This window comes from Micromonospora sp. BQ32, assembly GCF_059358895.1.
The window spans coordinates 13,834-34,333 of record NZ_JCADBI010000022.1 but is presented as its reverse complement, the minus strand read 5'-3'; the positions used below and the strand labels follow the sequence as shown (position 1 = coordinate 34,333).

Here is a 20,500-nt window from a genome sequence, read left to right as displayed (position 1 = left end):
TCGTCGTCGTCGGCCGGGCCCGCGTCGTGCCCGGCGTCCCCGGATTGGTGGGGTCACCACTCCGAGGGACCGAACGGAGACGCTGAGTGATCCGTGCCATACGGACAGAGTGCATCAGGGACGTGCTTCATGCAAGTTGCACGTCGACTTTTGCCGATACGCGAGCGTGTCGCGCGAAAGACCTATTGAAGCCATCCGCGTCCGGGCGGCACACTGAGGGCCGGTTTCGCCCGTCGCGGCCGGCCGAGGACCGGCACCACCCCCTTCGTCGCGAACGCTCGCCGGTCGACGGTCGCGCCCCCGGCGGGTGTCACCCAGTGGCGCGTTACCGGAGGTAGCCCGAGTGGGGTCGAGCAGCCAGCGGCGGGGACCAGTGACTCACGGGTTGCGCGATGAGTGAGCGGCGCAGTCCCACCATCAGACGGCGGCGGCTCGGTGCCGAGCTGCGCCGGCAGCGGGAGTCCGCCGGGATCACCATCGAGGTGGTCGCCGAACAGTTGGAGTGCTCGGCGTCGAAGGTCTCCCGGATCGAGACCGGGCACACCACGGCCACCCCGCGCGACGTGCGGGACATGCTGCGGATCTACGGCGTGGTCGGCGCCGAGAGCGACGAGCTCGTGCAGATCGCCCGGGAGGCCCGCCAGAAGGGCTGGTGGCATCCGTACAGCACGGTGCTCGTCGGCGCGTACGTCGGGCTGGAGGCGGCGGCGAGTTCGATCCGGGCGTACGAACAGCAGGTCGTTCCGGGTCTTCTGGAGACCGAGGAGTACGCCGGGGCCATGATCCGCGCCGCTCGGCCGGACTTCACCGCCGATCAGGTGCATCAAAGAGTGCGTGTCCGTCTGGGCCGTCAGTCGTTATTGACCCAGGACGATCCGGTCGATCTGTGGGTGGTGCTCGATGAGGCGGTGGTAAGTCGGCCGGTGGGCGGGGACGAGGTGATGCGCGGCCAGCTCAAGCGGTTGGTCGAGGTGGCCGAGTTGCCGAACGTGACGCTGCAGATCCTGCCCTTCGAGGTGGGTGCGCATGCCGGCATGGACGGCACGTTCACGATCCTCAGCTTCCCTGAGCCCGGTGATCCGGATGTTGTGTACGCGGAGAACGCCACGGGTGGGCTCTTCCTCGAGAAGAGCGACGAACTACAGAAGTACAGCTTCATCTTCGATCACATCCGCGCTGCGGCCATACGTCCGGAGGAGTCCGTCGCACACATCGCAAAACTGGCAGAGGAGCCGTTGTGGAAATGGCGACCAAAAGGTTCCCCGTGGACCTGACGCAGGCAGCATGGTTCAAGAGCTCGAAGAGCGGGCCGAACTGTGACAACTGCGTGGAGGTGGCGTACGTGACGGGGGCGGTCGGAGTGCGGGACTCGAAGGACAAGGCGGGCCCCGCCCTGGTCTTCGCGCCGGGTGACTGGCACGCCTTCGTCGCCGGCACCCGGGGTGGTGTGTTCGGCGCGGTCTGACCGACTGGTCAGTGAAGTCCCCGTCCGGTTCGCCGGACGGGGACTTTGCCGTGTCCCGCGCGGGACGCCGCGGCGGTCGCGTCGGGGCCGGGTTCGGCGAGGTTCCGTCGGGATTCCCGTCGCCAGAGAGCCCTCGTCTCGTTGAACCGGTCGGTACGGCGCTGGTCGACAACCCGCCGCACCGACCCGCAACCGAGCGAGTAGGCGAGACGGATGACGACGATCGGTTCAGACAACCTCACCACCGGTCCGGCGAAGCCGGAGCGGTTCGGTGGCAAGTACCGCGGCGCTCGTCGGGACACGGTTCTGACCGAGGTGGTCTCGACCGACCAGGAGTTGAGTGGGCGGGAGGGCGCCGCCGAGACGACGGATCCTCCGCTCTCGCTGCCCTCGCTGGACCCGAACCCGCTGATCGAACCGTCGTTCCCGCCGGCGGGCTGGCCGATGGAGCCGCCCGAGTCCCTGGCTGACCACCCGTTGCTGCGTGGTCTGCTGATGGAATTGCCGCCGAAGGGCACCGTGCCCTCGCAGGACTGGCTGGACCGCTGGTTCGAGGCGACCAGGTCGATCCTGGAGTTGCTATACGTGCAGAGCGCCAGCCGTCCGCGTTGACCGTGCGACGGCGGGCTGGGCCCGCTCCGCGAAGCGGTTGTGGCGGAGCGCGTGCCGCACCCCGATGGCGAGCACCGCGAGCGCGCCCACGGTGATGGCCGGCCCGGTGACACCGGGGTCGGCTCCGAGGTCGGTGCCGGCCGCCGCGATCAACGCCGGCACCGTGGCCAGGGCGGTGACCTGTAACGGCAGCCCGACGAGCGGGTGGGCCGCGGCGGCGCGCAGCCCGTGTGGAGCGGGGGTGGCCGGTGCGCTGGCGAACGCGCCCGCACCGGCCCGCAGTCGGCGGATCCGCCGTACCGAGCAGACCGTCGCCACGAGCGCCGGACCGGCGGCCAGGGTGAGCCCGGCGGCGGCCTGGTCCACCGGCGCGGTGCCGGCGCTGAACAGCCCGCCGCCGAGCACGGCCGCGGTGAGCGCCACGCCGGTGAGGGCCAGCACCAGCAACCATCCGGTACGCCGACGCAGCATGCGGGTGTTGCGCAGCCGGGGAAGGCCGTCGGCAACGACGCCGGCGGCCAGCCAGACGGCGGCGACCGGGAGCAGGATGGTGAGCTGACTCTCCATGTTCGAGAGTCTTCCCCGAATCCCGGCGAGGCGAATCCGGGCCGGTCCCCCGTTCGCCCCGGACGCCGGGCCCGTAGGGGGTCATCACTCGAAGGTTATGGCCGTTTCGACATGTCCAACTACCCGACGGCTGACCTACCCTCAGCTAGATCGGCATGTGTCGATTGATGTTGCGACCGGTGGTCACGTTCCACCGCCGGTCAGAGGGAGGTAGGAGATGGGTCTTCCACGAAGGTCCGTACTGATCGGGGTGGCCGCGGCGACCGTGCTGGCCGTCGGCACCCCGGCCCTGGCCGCCGAACCCGTGGGTGTGGTTCGGGCCGCCGGCGGAGCCACCGCCGTGCCGGACAGCTACATCGTCGTACTCAAGGACAGCGCTGTGGCCCGGGACCGGGTCGGCGACACCGCCAAGCGGCTCTCCGGTCGCCACGGCGGCACGGTGGCCCGCACCTACGGCGCGGCGTTGCGCGGCTTCGAGGTCAAGGTGAGCGCGAACGCGGCGGCGCGGATCGCGGCCGACCCGGCGGTGGCGTACGTCGAGCAGAACCACACCGTGTCGATCTCCGGAACGCAGGCCAACCCGCCCTCCTGGGGCCTCGACCGGATCGACCAGCGCAACCTGCCGCTGGACAGGTCCTACACCTACCCGAACACGGCGAGCAACGTGCACGCCTACATCATCGACACCGGCATCCGGTTCTCCCACAACGACTTCGGCGGCCGGGCCACCTCCGGCTACGACGCGGTGGACGGCGGGTCGGCCGACGACTGCAACGGGCACGGTACGCACGTCGCCGGCACCGTCGGCGGGTCCGCGTACGGGGTGGCCAAGGCCGTCCAGCTCGTCGGCGTACGGGTGCTGAACTGCTCCGGCAGTGGCACCAACGCCGGTGTGATCGGCGGCGTCGACTGGGTCACCGCGAACGCCATCAAGCCGGCGGTGGCGAACATGAGCCTCGGCGGCGGCGCGAACAGCTCACTGGACAACGCCGTCCGCAACTCGATCGCCTCGGGCGTCACCTACGGCCTGGCGGCCGGCAACGACAACGGCGCGAACGCGTGCAACACCTCGCCGGCGCGTACCACGGAAGCCATCACGGTCGGCTCGACGACCAGCTCGGATGCCCGGTCGTCGTTCTCCAACGTCGGCACCTGCCTGGACATCTTCGCGCCCGGCTCGTCGATCACCTCGGCCTGGTACAACAGCAACACCGCGACCAACACGATCAGCGGCACCTCGATGGCCACGCCGCACGTGGTCGGGGCGGCGGCCCTGGTGGCCAGCGCCAACCCGAGCTGGACCCCGGCGCAGGTCCGCAACCAACTGGTGACCAACGCCACCCCCAACGTGGTGAGCAACCCCGGCTCGGGCTCGCCGAACCTGTTGCTCTACGTGGGCACCGGCAGCACCCCGCCGCCGCCCACCGGCTGCACCGGCACCAACGGCACCGACGTGTCGATCCCGGACGCCGGCTCGGCGGTGACCAGCTCGATCACCATCTCCGGCTGCGGTCGCAACGCCTCCTCGACCTCCACCGTGGCGGTGAATATCGTGCACACCTACCGCGGTGACCTGGTCATCGACCTGCTCGCCCCGGACGGCAGCTCGTACCGGCTGAAGAACAGCAGCACCTCGGACAGCGCCGACAACGTGAACGCCACCTACACCGTCAACGTGTCCGGTGAGGCCGCCGACGGCATCTGGCGACTTCAGGTGCGGGACACCTACTCGGTCGACACCGGCTACATCAACACCTGGACCCTGACCGTCTGACCGGTCTCTCACGACCGAGGCCCCACCCGGGAACACCGGGTGGGGCCTCGCGTCGTACAGATCGGGCTCAGACCGAGAAGGTGGCCGGTCGCTCGGTGGCCGGCGCCGGCGGGCGGGCCTTCCACAGGCCGACCTTCTGGGCGGCGAGCCGGCTCAGGTAGGCCGGGTTGAGGATGACGTAGCGGCGCCAGAGCCGCTTCGGCTCCAGACCGAGGCGCCAGAACCACTCCAGGCCGGCACGCTGCATCCACGGCGGAGGCTGGCGCAACAGACCGGCGTGGTAGTCGAAGGCCGCGCCGACCGCCATCAGCGGCATGTCGAGCAGCGGCCGCATGGCGTACGCGAAGACCTCCTGGCGCGGGCAGCCGAGCCCGACCAGGACCAACCGGGCCCCACTGGACCGGATCCGGTCGGCGATCTCGGCGTCCTCACCGGGCTGGACGGTACGGAACTTGGACGGCTCCACCCCGGCGATCTTCAGCGCCGGGAACATCCGCTCCAGGGCCGGGATCAACCGGGCGAGGGTCTCCTCGGTCGAGCCGTACAGGTAGACCGGCAGCCCTTCGTCGGCGAAGCGCGACAGCACGTGCAGGGTCAGGGTCGGCCCGTACACCCGCTCGCTGAGCCCGGCGTGGTGCAGCAGGTTGAGCGCCCACCGCACCGGCTGCCCGTCCGGCGTGACCATGTCGAAGGAGTTGAGCCGTGCGTTGTGTGCCGGGTCGAGCACCCCGGTCATCACACCGTGCACGGCCAACGCGGTCAGCGCGAGGGGACGCCGCTCGTGCGCGGCGGTCACCACCGCGTCGGTCGCCGTGGCGTAGTCGGTCGCGTCGACCAGGACGCCGAGCACGTTGCGCTTGGTTCGGGCGCTCATGGGGCCACCCACTTGTCCACGTTGGCGTCGTAGATTTCCCGCAGGATCATCGGCACGTCGTAGGTGATCTTCCAGTCCGGGTACTGCGCCTCGAACCGGGCCATGCTGCTGACGTACCACTGGTGGTCGCCGGTGCGGTTCTGCTCGACGTAGTTGATCCGCGCCTCGCGGCCGGTGATCTCCTCCGCGATCCGGAACGCCTCGATGTGCGAGGTGTTGGAATGCCGGCCGCCGCCGAGGTTGTAGACCTCCGCCGATCGCGGGGCCCGGAAGAACGCCTCGAACGCGGTCAGCACGTCGTGCGAGTGGATCGCGTCCCGGACCATCTTGCCCTTGTAGCCAAAGAGGTTGTACGTCCGGCCCTCCATGACGCAGCGCATCAGGTAGGCCAGGAACCCGTGCAGCTCGGCCGCGGAGTGTGCCGGGCCGGTCAGCGTGCCGCCCCGGAAACAGGCGGTCTTCATGTCGAAGTAACGGCCGTACTCCTGGACCATCACGTCCGCGGCGACCTTGGAGGCGCCGAAGACCGAGTGCAGCGAGTGGTCGATCGACATCTCTTCGGTGATGCCCTGATACCAGCGGTGGTCCTCGGGCAGTTCGTACCGGGTCTCCAGCTCGATGAGCGGCAGGCTGTTGGGCCGGTCGCCGTACACCTTGTTGGTCGAGCAGTGGATGAACGGCGCGTCGATCGCGTGCCGGCGGGTGTTCTCCAGGATGTTGAGCGTGCCGCCGGCGTTCACGTCGAAGTCCGTGTACGGCTCCTTGGCTGCCCAGTCGTGGCTCGGCTGGGCAGCGCTGTGGATCACCACGGCGATGTCCGAGCCGTACTTCTTGAACACCTGCTCCAGGCCGTCCCGGTCCCGGATGTCCACCGCGAAGTGGGTGTACGCGCTACCCAGGTCACGGCTGAGCCGTTCCAGGCTCCACGAGGTGGAGCCGTCCTCGCCGAAGAAGTACCGGCGCATGTCGTTGTCGATGCCGACGACATCCAGACCGAGGCCGGCGAAATGCCGGACCGCCTCGGAGCCGATCAGACCACCCGACCCTGTCACCAACGCGACACTCACACGCCACTCCTGGTCCATCGGAGGCAGAATCCATCGGAGCATAGCGTGACGTCCAGCACGCCCCGATATGACGGAAGGGCCCCGCATTAAGCGGAGCCCTCGTCGGTGGTGGGGATGGGGGGAGTTGAACCCCCACGCCCTTTCGGGCACACGGACCTGAACCGTGCGCGTCTGCCATTCCGCCACATCCCCGTGGCACGACCCGGAACACTCTAGCCGCCCCGGCCCCGCTGTCTCCAGCGGGCCTCGGGAATACTACGCTGTCCCTGGCGCTCGCCACGAGCGATTACCGTTCGTGGCGGACGAAAGATTAGCACGACAGTCCCGGCCCTTCCGAACGGGTCGAGAGCAGCCGGCCGAGCGGCGTGTGAGCTGCGCGCGCGCCGGCCGGATACCATCATGTCCTCGGGACCCGAGGAGGAGCCGGTGAGCGTGCTGCAACGCTTCGAGAAGCGTCTGGAAGGCCTGGTCGAAGGGGCCTTCGCCAAGGTCTTCAAAGGGGTGGTCCACCCCGTGGAGATCCTCAACGCCATGCAGCGGGAGGCCGAGGCGCACAAGGCGATCCTGGCCGGTGGGCGCACGTTGGTGCCCAACCGCTACGTGATCGATCTCTCGCCGTTCGACCATAGTCGGCTGGCGCCGTACGCCGCCGCGCTGGCCCAGGAGTTGGCCCAGTCGCAGGCGGAGTTCATCGGCGAGCAGGCGTGGACGGTCTACGGCGACGTGATCGTCGAGATCGAGCGAGGCGAGGGTCTGGACACGGGCATGTTCCGTGTCACGGCCGAGGTCTACACCGGCGGCGAGGTCGCCCCGGTGTCGGCGCCCGGCTACGACGCCGGCCCGCCCGCCTACCCCGCGTACGACCAGGGCGGTGGCTACGGCCCGCCGCCCGGGCACGGTGGCGGTCGCAACGTGCGGCTGGTCTCCGGCGACGGTCGCACCTACCCCCTCCAGATGGGGTCGACGGTGATCGGTCGCGGCGACCAGGCCAACCTGCGGCTGCCCGACGTCGGCATCTCCCGGCGACACGCCCGGTTGGATTTCGACGGGGGCCAGGTCGTGCTGACCGATCTGGGTTCGACCAACGGCACCATGGTGAACGGGCAGCGGGTCTCCGCCGTCGCGCTCAACCCCGGTGACATGGTCCAGCTCGGGACGACGACGCTGACCTTCCGCGTGGACGGCTGACCCGCCTTGCCGGAACTGGTCATCACCGTTGCCCGGTTCGGGTTCCTGATCCTGCTGTGGATCTTCGTGTTCACGGTGGTCGGCGTGATCCGCCGGGACCTCTTCGCGGGCGCCCGATCCGGTCGCCTGGTGGCCGCGCCACGTGCGGTGGGCGCCTCGACGGGGCAGGCGGCCAAGCCAGCGAAAGTGAAGCGGGGCAGAGCGGCGCACCAGCTGGTGGTGACGGCCGGTCAGCTGGCCGGCACCAGGATCACTCTCGGTGAGGCGCAGATCACCATCGGTCGGGCTGAGGACTCCACCCTGGTCATCACCGACGACTACGCCTCCGCGCGACACGCCCGGCTCGTGCCGCGTGACGGGCAGTGGTACGTCGAGGACCTTGGCTCGACTAACGGCACGTACCTCGATCGCGCTAAGGTCTCCGGACCAACCCCCGTCCCCCTCGGCGTGCCGATCCGGATCGGCCGCACTTCCCTCGAATTACGGCCATGACTCTGACCCTGCGCTATGCGGCCCACAGCGACCGCGGTCTGATCCGAGACGGCAATCAAGACTCCGTCTACGCCGGGCCGCGGTTACTCGCCGTTGCCGACGGCATGGGCGGTATGGCCGCCGGTGACGTCGCCAGCAACATCGTCATCGGTGCCATGGCGCCGCTCGACGAGGACGTCCCGGGGGACGCTCTCGTCGATGCGTTGCGTTCGGCCGTGGGCACCGCCAACCAACAACTCCGCGACACGGTGGACGCCAACCCACAGCTGGAGGGGATGGGCACCACGCTGACGGCGACCCTCTTCACCGGCAGCAAGCTGGGAATGGTCCACATTGGCGACTCGCGGGCCTATCTGCTGCGCAACGGCGAGTTCGCGCAGATCACCAAGGACGACACGTACGTCCAGATGCTGGTCGACGAAGGCCGGATCAGCGCCGAGGAGGCGAGCAGCCACCCGCAGCGGTCGCTGCTCACCCGCGCCCTCGACGGTCGGGACATCGACCCGGAATACTCGGTCCGCCAGGTCATGCCCGGCGACCGGTACCTGATCTGTAGCGACGGCCTCTCGGGCGTGGTCAGCGCCGAAACCATCGGCGAGACCCTGCGGGAGTACGCCGACCCGCAGCAGTGCGTCGAGCGGCTGGTGCAGCTCGCGCTGCGCGGCGGTGGGCCGGACAACATCACGGTGATCATCGCCGACGCCACGGACCAGGACATCGTCGAGGCGACCCCGATCGTGGGCGGCGCCGCCGCCCGGGACCGGGGCATGGCGACCTCCGCCGACGACTCGACTCCGGCCGCCCGAGCCTCGGCGCTCTCCGCGCCACGCCCGGCCGTGCCGGAGGAGCCGGCCGCCTCCGACGATGACGCCGACCGGCCGAAGCGACGCCCGGTCCGGACCGCCGCCATGGCGCTGGCCCTGCTGGTGATCGTCGGCGGTGGGGCGTTCGGCGGTTGGACGTACACCCAGCGGCAGTACTACGTGGGTGCCACCGAAGAGGGCCAGGTTGCCGTCTTCCGCGGCGTCCAGGGTCAGATCGCCGGGATGGACCTGTCCAGCGTGCATCGCCGCAGCGGCACCCGCCTGGACGACCTCACGGTCGCCGCGCAGGACACCGTCAAGGTCGGCATCCGGGCCAAGAGTGAGCCGGACGCCGAGCGTCAGCTCGCCGAGCTGACCAGTGACACGCCGAGCAACCCCAACCTGAAGCCGCTCTGCCCGCTCGACTCGACCGTCACCGGGGGCAACACGCCCACGCCCACACCGACCCCGGTCGGTTCGACGCCGACCCCGAACGGCAGCCCGAGCGCCAACGCGTCGCCGACCCCCAACGGGGTTGTCAGCGCGAGCCCGACCGTCGGTGCCACCACCGCTCTCGGTGGGGCCGGCGCGACCACCACACCCGACGTCACGCCCTCCGACTCGGCCCCGCCGGCGCTCGACCCGGCCGGCTGCCGGTCTCCTGAGTGAGCGTCGGCTGAGATCCTGAGGACTCCACCCGTGACCGTAGCGGCCACACCGGCACCCTCGCCCGCCACCGCGGGCGAGCAATCCGGCGTACGCCTGGCGCGGTCGCGCCGTAACGCCGAGCTGTCCCTGCTGCTGCTCGCGATGGTGCTGGTGGCCGCGTACGGGGCGACCGTCGAGGCGAACCTGCTGGACACGGTCACCCCGGATTTCTGGATGCCGGCCGCCGCGCTCGGCGCGGTCTTCCTCGGCCTGCACCTGGTCATCCGGTTCCTCGCCCCGTTCGCCGACCCGGCGCTGCTGCCGGCGGTGGCCCTGCTCAACGGGCTCGGGGTGGGCTTCCTCCGCCGGATCGACCTGGGCGACGCCCCGGTGGCCGAGCGGGAGGGCCTGGCCGTCTTCGCGGGGCAGGGCGGGCGTCAGCTGGCCTGGACGCTCGGCGCGGTGATCCTCGCCGCCAGCCTGCTCGCCATCATGCGTGACCACCGGTCGATCTCGCGGTACGCGTACACCCTGGGGTTGGCCGGCATCGTGCTGGTGATGATCCCGGCGGTGCTGCCGTCCAGCATCTCCGAGATCAACGGCGCGAAGCTGTGGGTCCGGGTGGGCAGCTTCTCCATCCAACCGGGTGAGTTCGCCAAGTTGGCGCTGCTGGTCTTCTTCGCCTACTACCTGGTGCGCAAGCGTGAGGTGCTGTCGCTGGCCAGCCGGCGCTTCCTCGGCATCGACTTCCCGCGTGGCCGCGACCTCGGCCCGGTGGTCGGCGTCTGGCTGATCAGCGTCCTGGTGCTTGTCTTCGAGAAGGACCTGGGCACCTCGCTGCTCTACTTCGGCATGTTCGTGGTGACGCTCTACATCGCCACCGAACGGGTCAGCTGGCTGCTGATCGGCCTGGTCCTCTTCTTCGGCGGCGCGTACCTCGCCTACGTCCTCGGCTCGACGGTCGGCGGCCCGTTCGCCAACTTCTACGTGCGCGCGGAGATCTGGCTGGACCCGTTCGCCGACCCGACCGACAAGGGCTACCAACTCGTGCAGGGCCTGCTCGCCCTGGGCACGGGCGGGCTGTTCGGTGCGGGGCCGGGCGGCGGTCAGCCGGAGATCCTGCCCGAGGTGCAGAACGACTTCATCTTCGCCGGCATCGGTGAGGAGATCGGCCTCTTCGGCCTCTCCGCGCTGCTGGTCGTCTACCTGCTCATCGTGGAGCGCGGGTTGCGCGCCGCGCTCGCGGTTCGGGACTCGTTCGGCAAGCTGCTCGCCGGCGGTCTGGCGTTCACCCTCGGCCTCCAGGTCTTCGTGATCGTCGGCGGGATCAGCAAGCTCATCCCGCTGACCGGTCAGACCACCCCGTTCCTGTCCGCCGGTGGGTCGTCGCTGATGGCCAACTGGCTGCTCATCGCGGTGCTGCTGCGGGTCTCCGACGGCGCCCGCCGACCGGTGACCGGGGGCGGCGGTAGCGGCAAGGCGGCTCGTCCCAGCGGTAGCCCGCCCGAGCAGCTGCACGGTGCTCCCACGGAGGTGATCAAGCCGTGAACGCACCCCTTCGCCGCGTCGGCGTCGTCGTCATGGTCCTGTTCGGTCTGCTCTTCGCCAACCTCAACTGGATCCAGGCCTACAAGGCGGATGAATACCGCACCAGCGACTACAACGGTCGGGTCCAGGTCGCCGAGTACGACCGCAAGCGCGGCAACATCGAGGCCGGCGGCACCGCCCTGGCCACGAGCAAGGAGACCACCGGCAACCTGAAGTTCCTGCGCACCTACCCGAGCGGCGCCAAGTACGCCCACGTGCTCGGCTACAAGCCGGTCAACCTGGCCGACCAGGGCATCGAGCGGGTGGAGAACGACTTCCTGGCCGGCACCAGCGACCAGCTGATCGGCGACCGGTTGAAGGACATGTTCACCGGCGACGACACCGGCGGCGGCAACGTGCTGCTCACGCTCTCCAAGCGGGCGCAGGACGTGGCGTACGACCAGCTGCGCAACAACGAGGTGGGTGCGAAGCGGGGCGCGGCGATCGCCATCGACCCACGTACCGGCGCGATCCAGGCGCTGGTCTCCATGCCGAGTTTCGACCCGAACCCGCTGGCCAGCCACGACAGCAACGAGGCGGCGGCGGCGTACAACAAGCTGGAACAGGACCCGGACGGTCCGCTGAAGAACCGCGCGCTCTCCGAGACGCTGCCCCCGGGCTCCACCTTCAAGATCGTGGTGGCTGCGGCGGCGCTGGAGAACGGCGTCACCAAGACCACCCAGATCCCGGCCGGTCCCAGCTACACCGCGCCCACCTCGGGCACGCCGATCCGCAACGCCAATCCGTCGATCTGCCCGGAGCGGCAGGTCACCCTGCTGGCGGCGGTCACCGAGTCGTGCAATACCGGCTTCGCCCAGCTCGGCGTGCGGCTCGGCGCGGAGACTGTCAAGGAGAAGGCCCGGCAGTTCGGCTTCGAGCAGGAGGACCTCACCGTCGGGCAGCTCGGCGAGGACGGCCTGCGCACGGAGGCCAGCCGGACCGGAGACATGCAGAACCCGGACGGCAGCACCGACCCGGCCGCGCTGGCCCAGTCCTCGATCGGCCAGAACAACGTCCGGATGACGCCGCTCGAAGGCGCCATGATCGCCGGCTCGATCGCGAACAACGGCAGCCAGATGCGGCCGTACCTGGTGCGGCAGCTGCTCGCTCCGGACCGGACCACCAGCTACTACACCGCGAAGGCGCGGGAGCTGCGCCAGCCCGTCGAGTCGCAGGTCGCCGCCGACCTGCGCGAGATGATGGTCAGCGTGGTCCGGAACGGCACCGGCAAGAATGCCGCGATCAGCGGTTACACGGTCGGTGGCAAGACCGGCACCGCCCAGTCCGCTCCGGACCGGCCCGATCACGGCTGGTTCATCGGCTTCGCCCTGGACAAGAACGGCAACCCGGTCTCCGCGGTCTGCGTGATGCTGGAGCAGGCCGGCCCAGGTGGTAGCGCCGAGGCCGCTCGGATCGCCGGTCAGATCATGCGGGCCGCCATCGCCGACCCAGGGGGTCGCTGACATGCTCAGCCCCGGCGTGCAGCTCGGCAACCGCTACCGCCTCGACGAGCGGATCGCCAGTGGCGGCATGGGCGACGTCTGGCGCGGCACCGACCAGGTGCTCGGCCGGACGGTCGCGGTGAAGAGCCTGCTCCCCGCCCTGCTCGACGACCCGGACTTCGGCGAGCGGTTCCGCGGCGAGGCCCGCACCATGGCCACCATCAACCATCCCGGCGTGGTGGACGTCTACGACTTCGGCAACGACCAGCAGATCGCCTTCCTGGTCATGGAGTACGTCGAGGGCGACGCCCTGTCGTCCACGTTGAGCCGGGTCGGCCGGCTCACTCCGGCCCGGACGATGGCCCTCGTCGCGCAGGCCGCCGACGCGCTGCACGCCGCGCACGAGAAGGGCATCGTGCACCGCGACGTGAAGCCGGGCAACCTGCTGGTCCGGCCGAACGGCACGCTGGTGCTGACCGACTTCGGCATCGCCCGCTCCGACATGGTCGGCCAGCTCACCGCCGCCGGTTCGGTGCTCGGCACCGCCTCGTACATCTCGCCGGAGCAGGCCACCGGCGGCGTGGCCACCCCGGCGTCCGACGTGTACGCCCTCGGCGTGGTCGCCTACCAGTGCCTGGCCGGTCGGCGGCCGTTCGAGGGCGACAACCCCCTCGACATCGCGATGCGGCACGTCCGGGAGACGCCCCGGCCACTGCCGGCCGACATCCCTCCACAGGTACGCGCCCTGGTGGAACGGGCGTTGGCCAAGGACCCGGCCGCCCGCTGGCCGAGCGCCGCCGCCCTCGCCGGGGTCGCCCGTCAGCTCAAGGCCGCGCTCTCCCAGCAGGCCCGGGCCGGCGCCAACTCCGGGCCGGTCTCCGCGGCGCCCGCCTCACCCGCCGCGCCGGGCCGGGCCCAGGTGCCGCAGGCGCACCAGATGCGTCCGCCGACTGCCCGCCCGCCGGTGGCCGGGCCGAGGCCGACCGCGATCGCGCCCGCCCAACAGCCACGCCCCACCGCCGTCGCGCCGGCCGTCCAACCTGCCCGGCCGCAGGGCGCACCGAACGGCTACCCGCGCGGCGCGGCAGCGGTGCCGTCCGGGCCACCTCGGCAGGAACACCCGCCGGCGTACGTCCGGCAGGCCGGCCCGGCAACGCCGTCACCTCAGCCGCAGCGGTCCCGGCCCGGGATGGTGCTTCTCGCCATCCTGTTGGCCGTGCTGGTCCTGCTCTGCTCCGGCGTGATTTCCTACAACCTACGGAAGCAGTCGCAGGCCGGCGTATCCGCCGGACTGGCGCCGCACACCGTGGCGTCCGGCGCGCTACGACTCGACGGACGCGACGATCCGACCCGGACGTCGTACCGTCGGGAGGTACGACTCCAGCCGGGCGACGGCGGGACGACGACGAGCGAAGGACGACAGACGCGATGACAGCGCAGGCCCGCCTGCTCGGTGGCAGGTACCAGGTCGGCGAGCTGCTCGGCTATGGCGGCATGGCCGAGGTGCACCGTGGTCGCGATCTCCGGCTCGGTCGGGACGTCGCGATCAAGATGCTCCGCACCGACCTCGCCCGGGACGCGACGTTCCAGATGCGGTTCCGTCGGGAGGCGCAGAACGCCGCCTCGCTCAACCACCCGGCGATCGTTGCGGTCTACGACACCGGCGAGGAGACCGCGCCGACCGGCGAGACGCTGCCGTTCATCGTCATGGAGTTCGTCAACGGGCGGACTCTGAAGGAGGTCCTCGGCGCCGAGGGGCGACTCCAGCCTCGCCGCGCGCTGGAGATCTGCGCCGACATGTGCGCCGCGCTGGAGTTCAGCCACCGGCACGGCATCATCCACCGCGACATCAAGCCCGGCAACGTGATGCTCACCCAGACCGGCCAGGTCAAGGTGATGGACTTCGGCATCGCCCGCGCGCTGGCCAGCGGTGCGACCACCATGACGCAGACCAGCGCGGTGATCGGCACGGCGCAGTATCTCTCCCCGGAGCAGGCACGCGGCGAGGCCGTCGACGCGCGCTCCGACGTGTACGCGGCCGGCTGCGTGCTGTTCGAGCTGGTCTGCGGGCACCCGCCGTTCGTCGGGGACAGCCCGGTCAGTGTCGCGTACCAGCACGTGCGGGAGACGCCGCCGACGCCGAGCGACATCAACCCGGACGTCACCCCGGCCGTCGACGCGATCGTGCTCAAGGCGCTGTCGAAGAACCCGCTCAACCGTTACCAGAGCGCTGGCGAGATGCGGGCCGACCTGCTCCGCGCCGCCGCCGGCCGGCCCGTGCTGGCCACCCCCGTGCTGCGCGAGGCGGAGACGGTGGCGATGGCCCCGGCCGGCGGTGGGGGCGGCTATCCGGCCGCCGACGGTGGGCAGCAGACCCGGCAGATACCGGCCCGGGTGGGCGACCCGCGTCAGCGCAAGGCGTCCTCCTGGCTGATCGCGATGTTCAGCGCCGTTGGCGTACTGGCGGTGATCGCCCTGGTCGCCGCCCTGCTCTGGAACATGCAGGGCAAGGACCTGAAGTCGGTGCCCACCCTCACCGGCAAGACCCGGGACGTGGCGATTGCCGAGATCCAGAAAGCCGGCCTGTCCGCACAGGTCGGTGATCCGGTGCTGGCCAGTGACTGCACCGTAGGCACCGTCGTTCAGCAGAACCCGCCGCCGACCTCTCAGGTGGAGCAGAACCGCACGGTCACCATTCAAATTTGTGGCGGCAAGCCCGAGGTGCGTGTCCCTGCCGGGCTCAAGGGCAGCAAGCGGGAGAGCGCCATCGCCCGGCTCACCGAGGCGAAGCTCAAGTACGAGGTCAAGACGGTGAACGACGAGGCGAGCCAGGACGAGGTTCTCAGCGTCGACCCGCCTGAGGGTGAGAGCGTTCCCGAAGGTACGCAGGTGAAGCTCACGGTCTCGAAGGGCAACATCCGCGAGGTGCCGGACGTCGTCGGGTTGAGCCAGGAGGAGGCCACCCGCGTCCTCCGGAACGACGGCTTCACTGTCGATGTGCAGAAGGGGCCGGAGGTTCCCGCCGACCAGGCGGGGCAGGTCACCGACCAGAGCCCGAACGGCAAGGAGAAGAAGCCCACCGGCACGAGGGTGATCATCAAGGTGAGTCAACCCGAGCCGGAGACCGACCCGACTCCGACGATCACGCCGACAGCGACACCGACGGCCACGCCGACCACTCCCGGTAACGGGGGCGGCATCGGTCTGCCGTTCCCGCCCCCGCCGAGCCGGCCCCAGGACTAGGCCACCAGCGGGCATCGGCATGACCGAGGCGGAAGCGGGCCGGGCCGGGCCGGTACGGCGGTGGCCTCGCCGCCTCCGCCGTCTGGCCGTCGCGGGCCTCGTCGTGCTGGTGCTCGCCAGCTCACCGTGGCTGTGGACGACGCTCGCCGCACGCGGCCACGTGTACGCCGCCGCCGACGCGCCCGCCGCCGACGTGGTGATCGTGCTCGGCACCGAGGTGGCAGCCGATCGGCAGCGGCCGGGGGACCGTCTCGCCGGCCGCCTGGACACCGCCGCCGAGTTGGTGGCCAGCGGGCGGGCCAAGGTGGTCCTCGTGTCGGGCGACGGCGGTGGCGCGTCCGGCGACGAGCCGGCGGTGATGACGACGTACCTCTCCGAGCGCGGTGTCGACAGGCGTCGGGTGGTGGCCGACCCGTTCGGCCTGGACACCTATGACAGTTGCGCGAGAGCGCGCGAGGTGTACGGCGTCGAGCGGGCCCTGATCGTCACCCAGTCGTACCACCTGTCCCGGGCGGTGACGCTGTGCCGGCACCTCGGCGTCGATGTCGACGGGGTGACTGCCCGCTGCGACGATTGCGGTGCCGCCCTGCTGGCTGAGAAGTCGATTCGGGACTACTTCGCCAGTGGCAAGGCGGCCTGGGACGCGGTGCGCGATCGACCGCCGGCGGTGCGCTCGCCCGCGGATCCGGCGATCCAGAACGCGCTGCGCGGCTGACCCGGCCGGCCCCGCTCTCGGCGATCCGGTGACCGGGCTCTGACGTCCGACCGCTCAGGCGGTGGCGAAGGCCGCGAGACGACGGGCGTCGACCTCGGCGGCCAGCGCGGGCGCACGCTCCAGCGCCTCGGGGTGACCGCAACTGGCCAGCCAGTTGGCCAGCATCAGGTGACCGCCCTCGGTGAGCACCGATTCCGGGTGGAACTGGACGCCCTCGATGGGCAGCGTCCGGTGCCGCATCGCCATCACCACGCCGGAGCCGGTCCAGCCGGTGACCTCCAGCTCGTCCGGGAGCGTCTCGGGCAACACGGCGAGCGAGTGGTACCGGGTGGCGGTGAACGGGTCGGGCAGGCCGGCGAGTACGCCGACCGAGTGGTGTCGTACCTCGGAGGTCTTTCCGTGCAGCAGCTCTGGAGCGCGGGTCACGGTCGCCCCGAACGCCTCGCCGATCGCCTGGTGGCCGAGGCAGACGCCGAAGATCGGCAGCTGGCCCGCGTATTCCCGGATGACGTCCAGACAGATGCCGGCCCGGTCGGGGGTGCCCGGTCCGGGCGACAGCAGGATGCCGTCGGCGCCAACAGTGCCCACCTCGGCCACGTCGATCTCGTCGTTGCGGCGGACCTCGCAGTCCACGCCGAGCTGGCCCAGGTACTGCACGAGGTTGAAGACGAACGAGTCGTAGTTGTCGATCACCAGGACGCGCATGGTCACCTGCTCGGGGAGGGGGGCGCGGAGTTGTTCTGGTCGGTGTCGTACGGCAGTTCGTGCTCGTCGCCGGCCGGGGTCTCCCCGGTCACCGGGTCGTCGCCACCCGTCTCGGCGGGTACGCCCGACTCGACCTGCACGTCGTCGAAGGGCAACAGGGGCTCGGCCCAGGGGAAGGCGACATACCACAGCAGGGCCACCGTGGCGGCCACCAGCAGCACCGAGCCGGTCAGCTTTCCGACCAGGCCGAACGGCAGCTTGCGCCAGATGAACGCGTACATGGGTCAGCCCTCCAGCTCCGCCGGGCGGCCCGCGGACTTGGGTTGGGTGCGGTCCAGTTCGGCGTGGATGATCAGGCGCTGGTAGTTGTCGAACTTCGGGTTGCACGTGGTGAGCGTGAGCATCCGCTTGGTCGGCTTCTTGTCCGGCTCGCCGGGCACCGGCGCCACCACCTCGACCTGGGTCGGTCGGACGATCCGGGACTGCGACACCCGGTAGACGTACCAGTCGGTCTTGCTCTCGACCACGATCGCGTCGCCGTCATTCAGCTCGTCCAGCCGCCAGAAGGTGGCCCGGTTGCGGTGGCCGGCGACGGAGAAGTTGCCCACCTGACCGGGGAGCGCGCTGGTCGGGTAGTGGCCCGGGGCGAAGCGGATGTCCTGCTGGGTGACGCCCTCGACGACGACCCAGTTCTTCTCGAGCTTGGGGATGTAGAGGCCCGCGAGCGGCTTGCCGCGTACCGGTGGGGACGGTTTGACGCTCGGGCCCACCGACGGGGCGACAGTGGGGTCGTCGGTCGGGCCCCACGCCTGAGCCAACTGGTTGTTGAGGTCGTTCTGGTGGGCGTCGACGATGGCCGACTTGCCCCAGACCTCGTAGCCGGCGAAGAGCAGGACCACCAGGCCGAAGGTGATCAGGATTTCGCCGGTGACGCGGACGCCGGTGCGCAGTCGCGAGCCGAACGACGGGCGGGTGAGCTCGGAGTAGACGCTCTTGTAGCCCTCGCCGGTCTGGTGTGGCCGAAGTTGGACCACCCGTTCGCCGCGTCGCGGTTGGGGAGGGTCGGCGGGGTTGTCGCCGGCCGACGCCTCGGGGACCGCTGTGCGGGGGACAGCACCCATCAACGCGGTCGAGTCCATGGTTGGCGGCCGGGTGGCGGGTGTGGCGGGCACGGCCGGAATCAGCGCGGTGGCGGCCGGGTCCGCGGCCCGACCCGCTCCGGCGCTCGGCGGGACCTGGCCAGGACCGGCCGGCGGGACCCGACCCGGCGCTGTTGGCGGGAGCCGGCTCGGCCCGGTCGACGCGAAGCCTTCCTGGCCGGCCGCCGCGACCCGGTCGGGGGCGGCCGGCGAGACCGGGGCGCCGGTGGGTCGCGCGGGCCGGGCGGTGACCTGCGGGATGTACGCGGTCGGCGAGTCGGCCAGCGGTGGGGTCGAGGGGCCGGAGGAGACAGGCCGGCTCGGGTCACCGGAGGCCGTCGGTCGGCTCGGCATCCCGCCGGCGGCCGGCGGCCGGGCCGGCATGGGCATCCCGCCGGGGGCGGCCGGTCGAGTCGGGGCGGCACTCGGTGGACTGCCGGCGGCCGGCGGTCGGTTCGGGGCGGCGTTGGGCGCGGTCGGTCGGGTGGACGCGGTGCCCGGCCAGGGCGGCGGGGCTTCGACACCCGGGCGGCCCGGGGTCTCGGTCGGCTCGGGTCGGCTGGCGCTCGGCCGCGTCGGTTGTTCGGCTCGCGGGGGGTGCAGCACCGGCTCGGGCCAGTTGCTGGCGGGGGCCGGTCGGCCGGGTGCCGACTCTGGCCGATCGAACGTGGGCAGGAAGGCGGTCGGCTCGTCGGTCTGGTCCCGGTGTCGCCCGTCGCGGCGCTCGTCCGGCCCGCTCACTTGGGCACCGTCGCCGAGCGCAGGGCGGTGGAATCCTCGAATGCGGGAACTCGCACCGTGGAGGCCGTCTCCTTGTAGCCGAGCTGGTAGTCGTCGACCGCGTCCTTGAACAACCGGACTCCCTCAGAGCTGGCGAGGGCCTGCTGGAGGGCAGCGGGATCGCCGATTGCTACGATCTTGAACGGTGGGGAGTACACCCGGCCATGAAGTAGCAGGGTGTTACCGACGCAGCGTACCGCGCTGGTGGTGAGCACGCGGACGTTCATGATTGACATGGCCTCGGCTCCGCCGGCCCAGAGTGCGTTGACCACCGCCTGCACGTCCCCCTGATGCACCACCAGGTCGTCGTTGCTGGCGTCCGACTGCGTCTGGTCGAGCTGTGGCGCGTCGTTCAGCTCGACCGTGACCCCGGGCCCGGCGAGGGCGGTGAACCCGGCGTCCTGGAGGCTGCCCTGGGCGCGATTCTGCTGATCCTTGATCGGGGCGTCCGAGCCGGCCAGCGTGTTGGTCCGTTGCTCGACCTCGCCGCGCAGCGTGGCGGCGCGGCGTTCGCTGGCTGCCACCTGTTCGCGTCGGTCCTCGATGAGCTGGTTGAGCTGGGGTCGCCGGTCCTCTCGGAGAGCCGTGCCGCCGGCGGTGGTCGCGGTGGTGGTGAAGAGCAACCCGGCCGCCGCGGCGATCAGGGGCACCCCGATCGACCAGCCCGGACGGCGTTGACGCGGTCGCCGGGGCAGCAGCCCGGCGGCGGCCCGTCGGAGGACCTTCTGCCAGGAGGTTGCGCCGGATGTGTACTCCACCGAGCGTTCCTTCCGCGTGTCGGGGATCGGTCCGTACCGGCCGGGCCGGTGATGCGAACAGTCCCGCCTCTTTCGGTCACTCCGTGCACCTGCCTGACCCCATTCGTGGTCCGGGCGGGCAATCGGGACTACGCTAGCTCTCGAACATTATTGGCCATGGACCGTCGCCCCCGCGCCCGGTTGTCAGGCCGGACGAGGTCGTCACCCCTCTGGAGAGCGCCGTGCCCAAGTCTCAGGTCCGTAAGAAGAAGGTGTACACCCCGCCGACGGACGTCCGTCCGACGACGACGACTTCGTCGTCGCGCAAGCCTAGCCCGGTGTGGTTGCCGGTCACCGCGGTCGCCTTGATCGTCGTCGGGATCGGCTGGCTGGTGCTCTACTACCTGTCCGAGCAGGAGTACCCGGTCATGGCGTGGGGTTACTGGAACCTCGCCGTCGGCTTCGGTGCGATGGTCGCCTCGCTGGCCTTGCTCTCCCGCTGGCGCTGATTCCGTCAGACCGTCGCGTCGGCGGTCTCACGTCACCCCGTTGAGCCCCTGCCCGGCAGGATCGGGCGGGGCCCCCTATGGTGTCCGCAGGCAGCGCGGCCTACTGCGAGATGACTCACGTTACCGCTGGGTAACCTTCGCGTAGGCTGCACT

Annotated in this window: 20 protein-coding genes and 1 tRNA gene; 13 read left to right on the top strand and 8 right to left on the bottom strand. The window is 70.7% G+C overall.

Annotation, left to right across the window (positions count from 1 at the left end):
* Nucleotides 1–392 precede the first annotated feature (392 nt).
* The 3 genes from AC5L30_RS29750 (at nucleotide 393) to AC5L30_RS29740 (ending at nucleotide 2,077) form a co-directional block, all read left to right on the top strand.
* On the top strand, nucleotides 393–1,274 hold the full coding sequence (locus AC5L30_RS29750) for a helix-turn-helix domain-containing protein (protein ID WP_091396372.1): 882 nt from the start codon (nucleotides 393–395) through the stop codon (nucleotides 1,272–1,274).
* Nucleotides 1,244–1,465 (top strand): DUF397 domain-containing protein, encoded by a 222-nt coding sequence (locus AC5L30_RS29745; RefSeq protein WP_130405931.1) that lies wholly within the window; start codon nucleotides 1,244–1,246, stop codon nucleotides 1,463–1,465. Before AC5L30_RS29750 ends, AC5L30_RS29745 begins: the two co-directional genes overlap by 31 nt.
* Nucleotides 1,466–1,678: 213 nt before the next feature.
* Nucleotides 1,679–2,077, top strand: coding sequence for a hypothetical protein (locus AC5L30_RS29740; protein ID WP_494871310.1), 399 nt, complete (start codon nucleotides 1,679–1,681; stop codon nucleotides 2,075–2,077).
* Here the strand turns inward: AC5L30_RS29740 and AC5L30_RS29735 are convergent.
* Entirely contained in the window at nucleotides 2,045–2,644 is a 600-nt protein-coding gene (locus tag AC5L30_RS29735; RefSeq protein WP_494871308.1) for a hypothetical protein, read from the bottom strand. The two genes, AC5L30_RS29740 and AC5L30_RS29735, sit on opposite strands and share 33 nt — an antisense overlap.
* A gap of 217 nt (nucleotides 2,645–2,861) precedes the next feature.
* On the opposite strand from AC5L30_RS29735, the gene AC5L30_RS29730 reads away from it, so the two are divergent.
* Entirely contained in the window at nucleotides 2,862–4,418 is a 1,557-nt protein-coding gene (locus AC5L30_RS29730) for a S8 family peptidase (protein ID WP_494871306.1), read from the top strand.
* Between the two features lie 67 nt (nucleotides 4,419–4,485).
* On the opposite strand, the gene AC5L30_RS29725 is transcribed toward AC5L30_RS29730, so the two are convergent.
* The 3 genes from AC5L30_RS29725 to AC5L30_RS29715 form a co-directional block, all read right to left on the bottom strand.
* Nucleotides 4,486–5,292, bottom strand: a complete 807-nt coding sequence (locus tag AC5L30_RS29725; RefSeq protein ID WP_494871305.1) for a WecB/TagA/CpsF family glycosyltransferase — start codon at nucleotides 5,290–5,292, stop codon at nucleotides 4,486–4,488.
* Entirely contained in the window at nucleotides 5,289–6,401 is a 1,113-nt protein-coding gene (locus AC5L30_RS29720) for an NAD-dependent epimerase/dehydratase family protein (RefSeq protein WP_494871303.1), read from the bottom strand. The genes AC5L30_RS29725 and AC5L30_RS29720 overlap by 4 nt, the downstream gene beginning before the upstream one ends.
* Nucleotides 6,402–6,465: 64 nt before the next feature.
* A tRNA-Leu gene (locus tag AC5L30_RS29715) sits at nucleotides 6,466–6,551 on the bottom strand.
* 207 nt (nucleotides 6,552–6,758) lie between these two features.
* Here AC5L30_RS29715 and AC5L30_RS29710 point away from each other — a divergent pair.
* The 8 genes from AC5L30_RS29710 to AC5L30_RS29675 are packed head-to-tail and all read left to right on the top strand — an operon-like array spanning nucleotide 6,759 to nucleotide 16,477.
* Nucleotides 6,759–7,547: an FHA domain-containing protein gene (locus AC5L30_RS29710; RefSeq protein WP_007454122.1), complete on the top strand. Its 789-nt coding sequence runs from the start codon at nucleotides 6,759–6,761 to the stop codon at nucleotides 7,545–7,547.
* Between the two features lie 6 nt (nucleotides 7,548–7,553).
* A complete protein-coding gene (locus tag AC5L30_RS29705; RefSeq protein ID WP_030331975.1) occupies nucleotides 7,554–8,039 on the top strand; it encodes an FHA domain-containing protein FhaB/FipA in 486 nt (161 codons plus the stop codon).
* Nucleotides 8,036–9,511, top strand: coding sequence for a PP2C family protein-serine/threonine phosphatase (locus tag AC5L30_RS29700; protein ID WP_494871301.1), 1,476 nt, complete (start codon nucleotides 8,036–8,038; stop codon nucleotides 9,509–9,511). Before AC5L30_RS29705 ends, AC5L30_RS29700 begins: the two co-directional genes overlap by 4 nt.
* A gap of 30 nt (nucleotides 9,512–9,541) precedes the next feature.
* Nucleotides 9,542–11,038 carry an FtsW/RodA/SpoVE family cell cycle protein gene (locus AC5L30_RS29695; protein WP_494871299.1) on the top strand — a complete coding sequence of 499 codons (1,497 nt, stop codon included), beginning with the start codon at nucleotides 9,542–9,544 and terminating at the stop codon, nucleotides 11,036–11,038.
* Nucleotides 11,035–12,540 carry a peptidoglycan D,D-transpeptidase FtsI family protein gene (locus AC5L30_RS29690; RefSeq protein WP_494871297.1) on the top strand — a complete coding sequence of 502 codons (1,506 nt, stop codon included), beginning with the start codon at nucleotides 11,035–11,037 and terminating at the stop codon, nucleotides 12,538–12,540. The genes AC5L30_RS29695 and AC5L30_RS29690 overlap by 4 nt, the downstream gene beginning before the upstream one ends.
* Nucleotide 12,541: 1 nt before the next feature.
* The gene (locus AC5L30_RS29685) at nucleotides 12,542–13,951 is read left to right on the top strand and encodes a serine/threonine-protein kinase (RefSeq protein ID WP_494871295.1); all 1,410 of its coding nucleotides are present in this window, start codon (nucleotides 12,542–12,544) and stop codon (nucleotides 13,949–13,951) included.
* A complete protein-coding gene (gene pknB / locus AC5L30_RS29680; RefSeq protein WP_494871294.1) occupies nucleotides 13,948–15,762 on the top strand; it encodes a Stk1 family PASTA domain-containing Ser/Thr kinase in 1,815 nt (604 codons plus the stop codon). The genes AC5L30_RS29685 and pknB overlap by 4 nt, the downstream gene beginning before the upstream one ends.
* A 19-nt stretch (nucleotides 15,763–15,781) precedes the next feature.
* On the top strand, nucleotides 15,782–16,477 hold the full coding sequence (locus AC5L30_RS29675) for a SanA/YdcF family protein (protein ID WP_494871292.1): 696 nt from the start codon (nucleotides 15,782–15,784) through the stop codon (nucleotides 16,475–16,477).
* A gap of 54 nt (nucleotides 16,478–16,531) precedes the next feature.
* On the opposite strand, the gene AC5L30_RS29670 is transcribed toward AC5L30_RS29675, so the two are convergent.
* From AC5L30_RS29670 to AC5L30_RS29655, 4 genes are read right to left on the bottom strand one after another with little or no spacing between them, the layout of a single operon-like run.
* Nucleotides 16,532–17,182, bottom strand: a complete 651-nt coding sequence (locus AC5L30_RS29670; protein WP_494871290.1) for an aminodeoxychorismate/anthranilate synthase component II — start codon at nucleotides 17,180–17,182, stop codon at nucleotides 16,532–16,534.
* 2 nt (nucleotides 17,183–17,184) lie between these two features.
* A complete protein-coding gene (locus AC5L30_RS29665; protein ID WP_494871288.1) occupies nucleotides 17,185–17,463 on the bottom strand; it encodes a hypothetical protein in 279 nt (92 codons plus the stop codon).
* A 3-nt stretch (nucleotides 17,464–17,466) separates the two neighbouring features.
* Nucleotides 17,467–19,062 carry a class E sortase gene (locus tag AC5L30_RS29660; protein ID WP_494871286.1) on the bottom strand — a complete coding sequence of 532 codons (1,596 nt, stop codon included), beginning with the start codon at nucleotides 19,060–19,062 and terminating at the stop codon, nucleotides 17,467–17,469.
* Nucleotides 19,059–19,859, bottom strand: a complete 801-nt coding sequence (locus tag AC5L30_RS29655) for a DUF881 domain-containing protein (protein WP_494871284.1) — start codon at nucleotides 19,857–19,859, stop codon at nucleotides 19,059–19,061. Before AC5L30_RS29655 ends, AC5L30_RS29660 begins: the two co-directional genes overlap by 4 nt.
* 221 nt (nucleotides 19,860–20,080) lie before the next feature.
* On the opposite strand from AC5L30_RS29655, the gene AC5L30_RS29650 reads away from it, so the two are divergent.
* Nucleotides 20,081–20,347: a cell division protein CrgA gene (locus AC5L30_RS29650; RefSeq protein WP_494871282.1), complete on the top strand. Its 267-nt coding sequence runs from the start codon at nucleotides 20,081–20,083 to the stop codon at nucleotides 20,345–20,347.
* The last annotated feature ends 153 nt before the right edge of the window (nucleotides 20,348–20,500 follow it).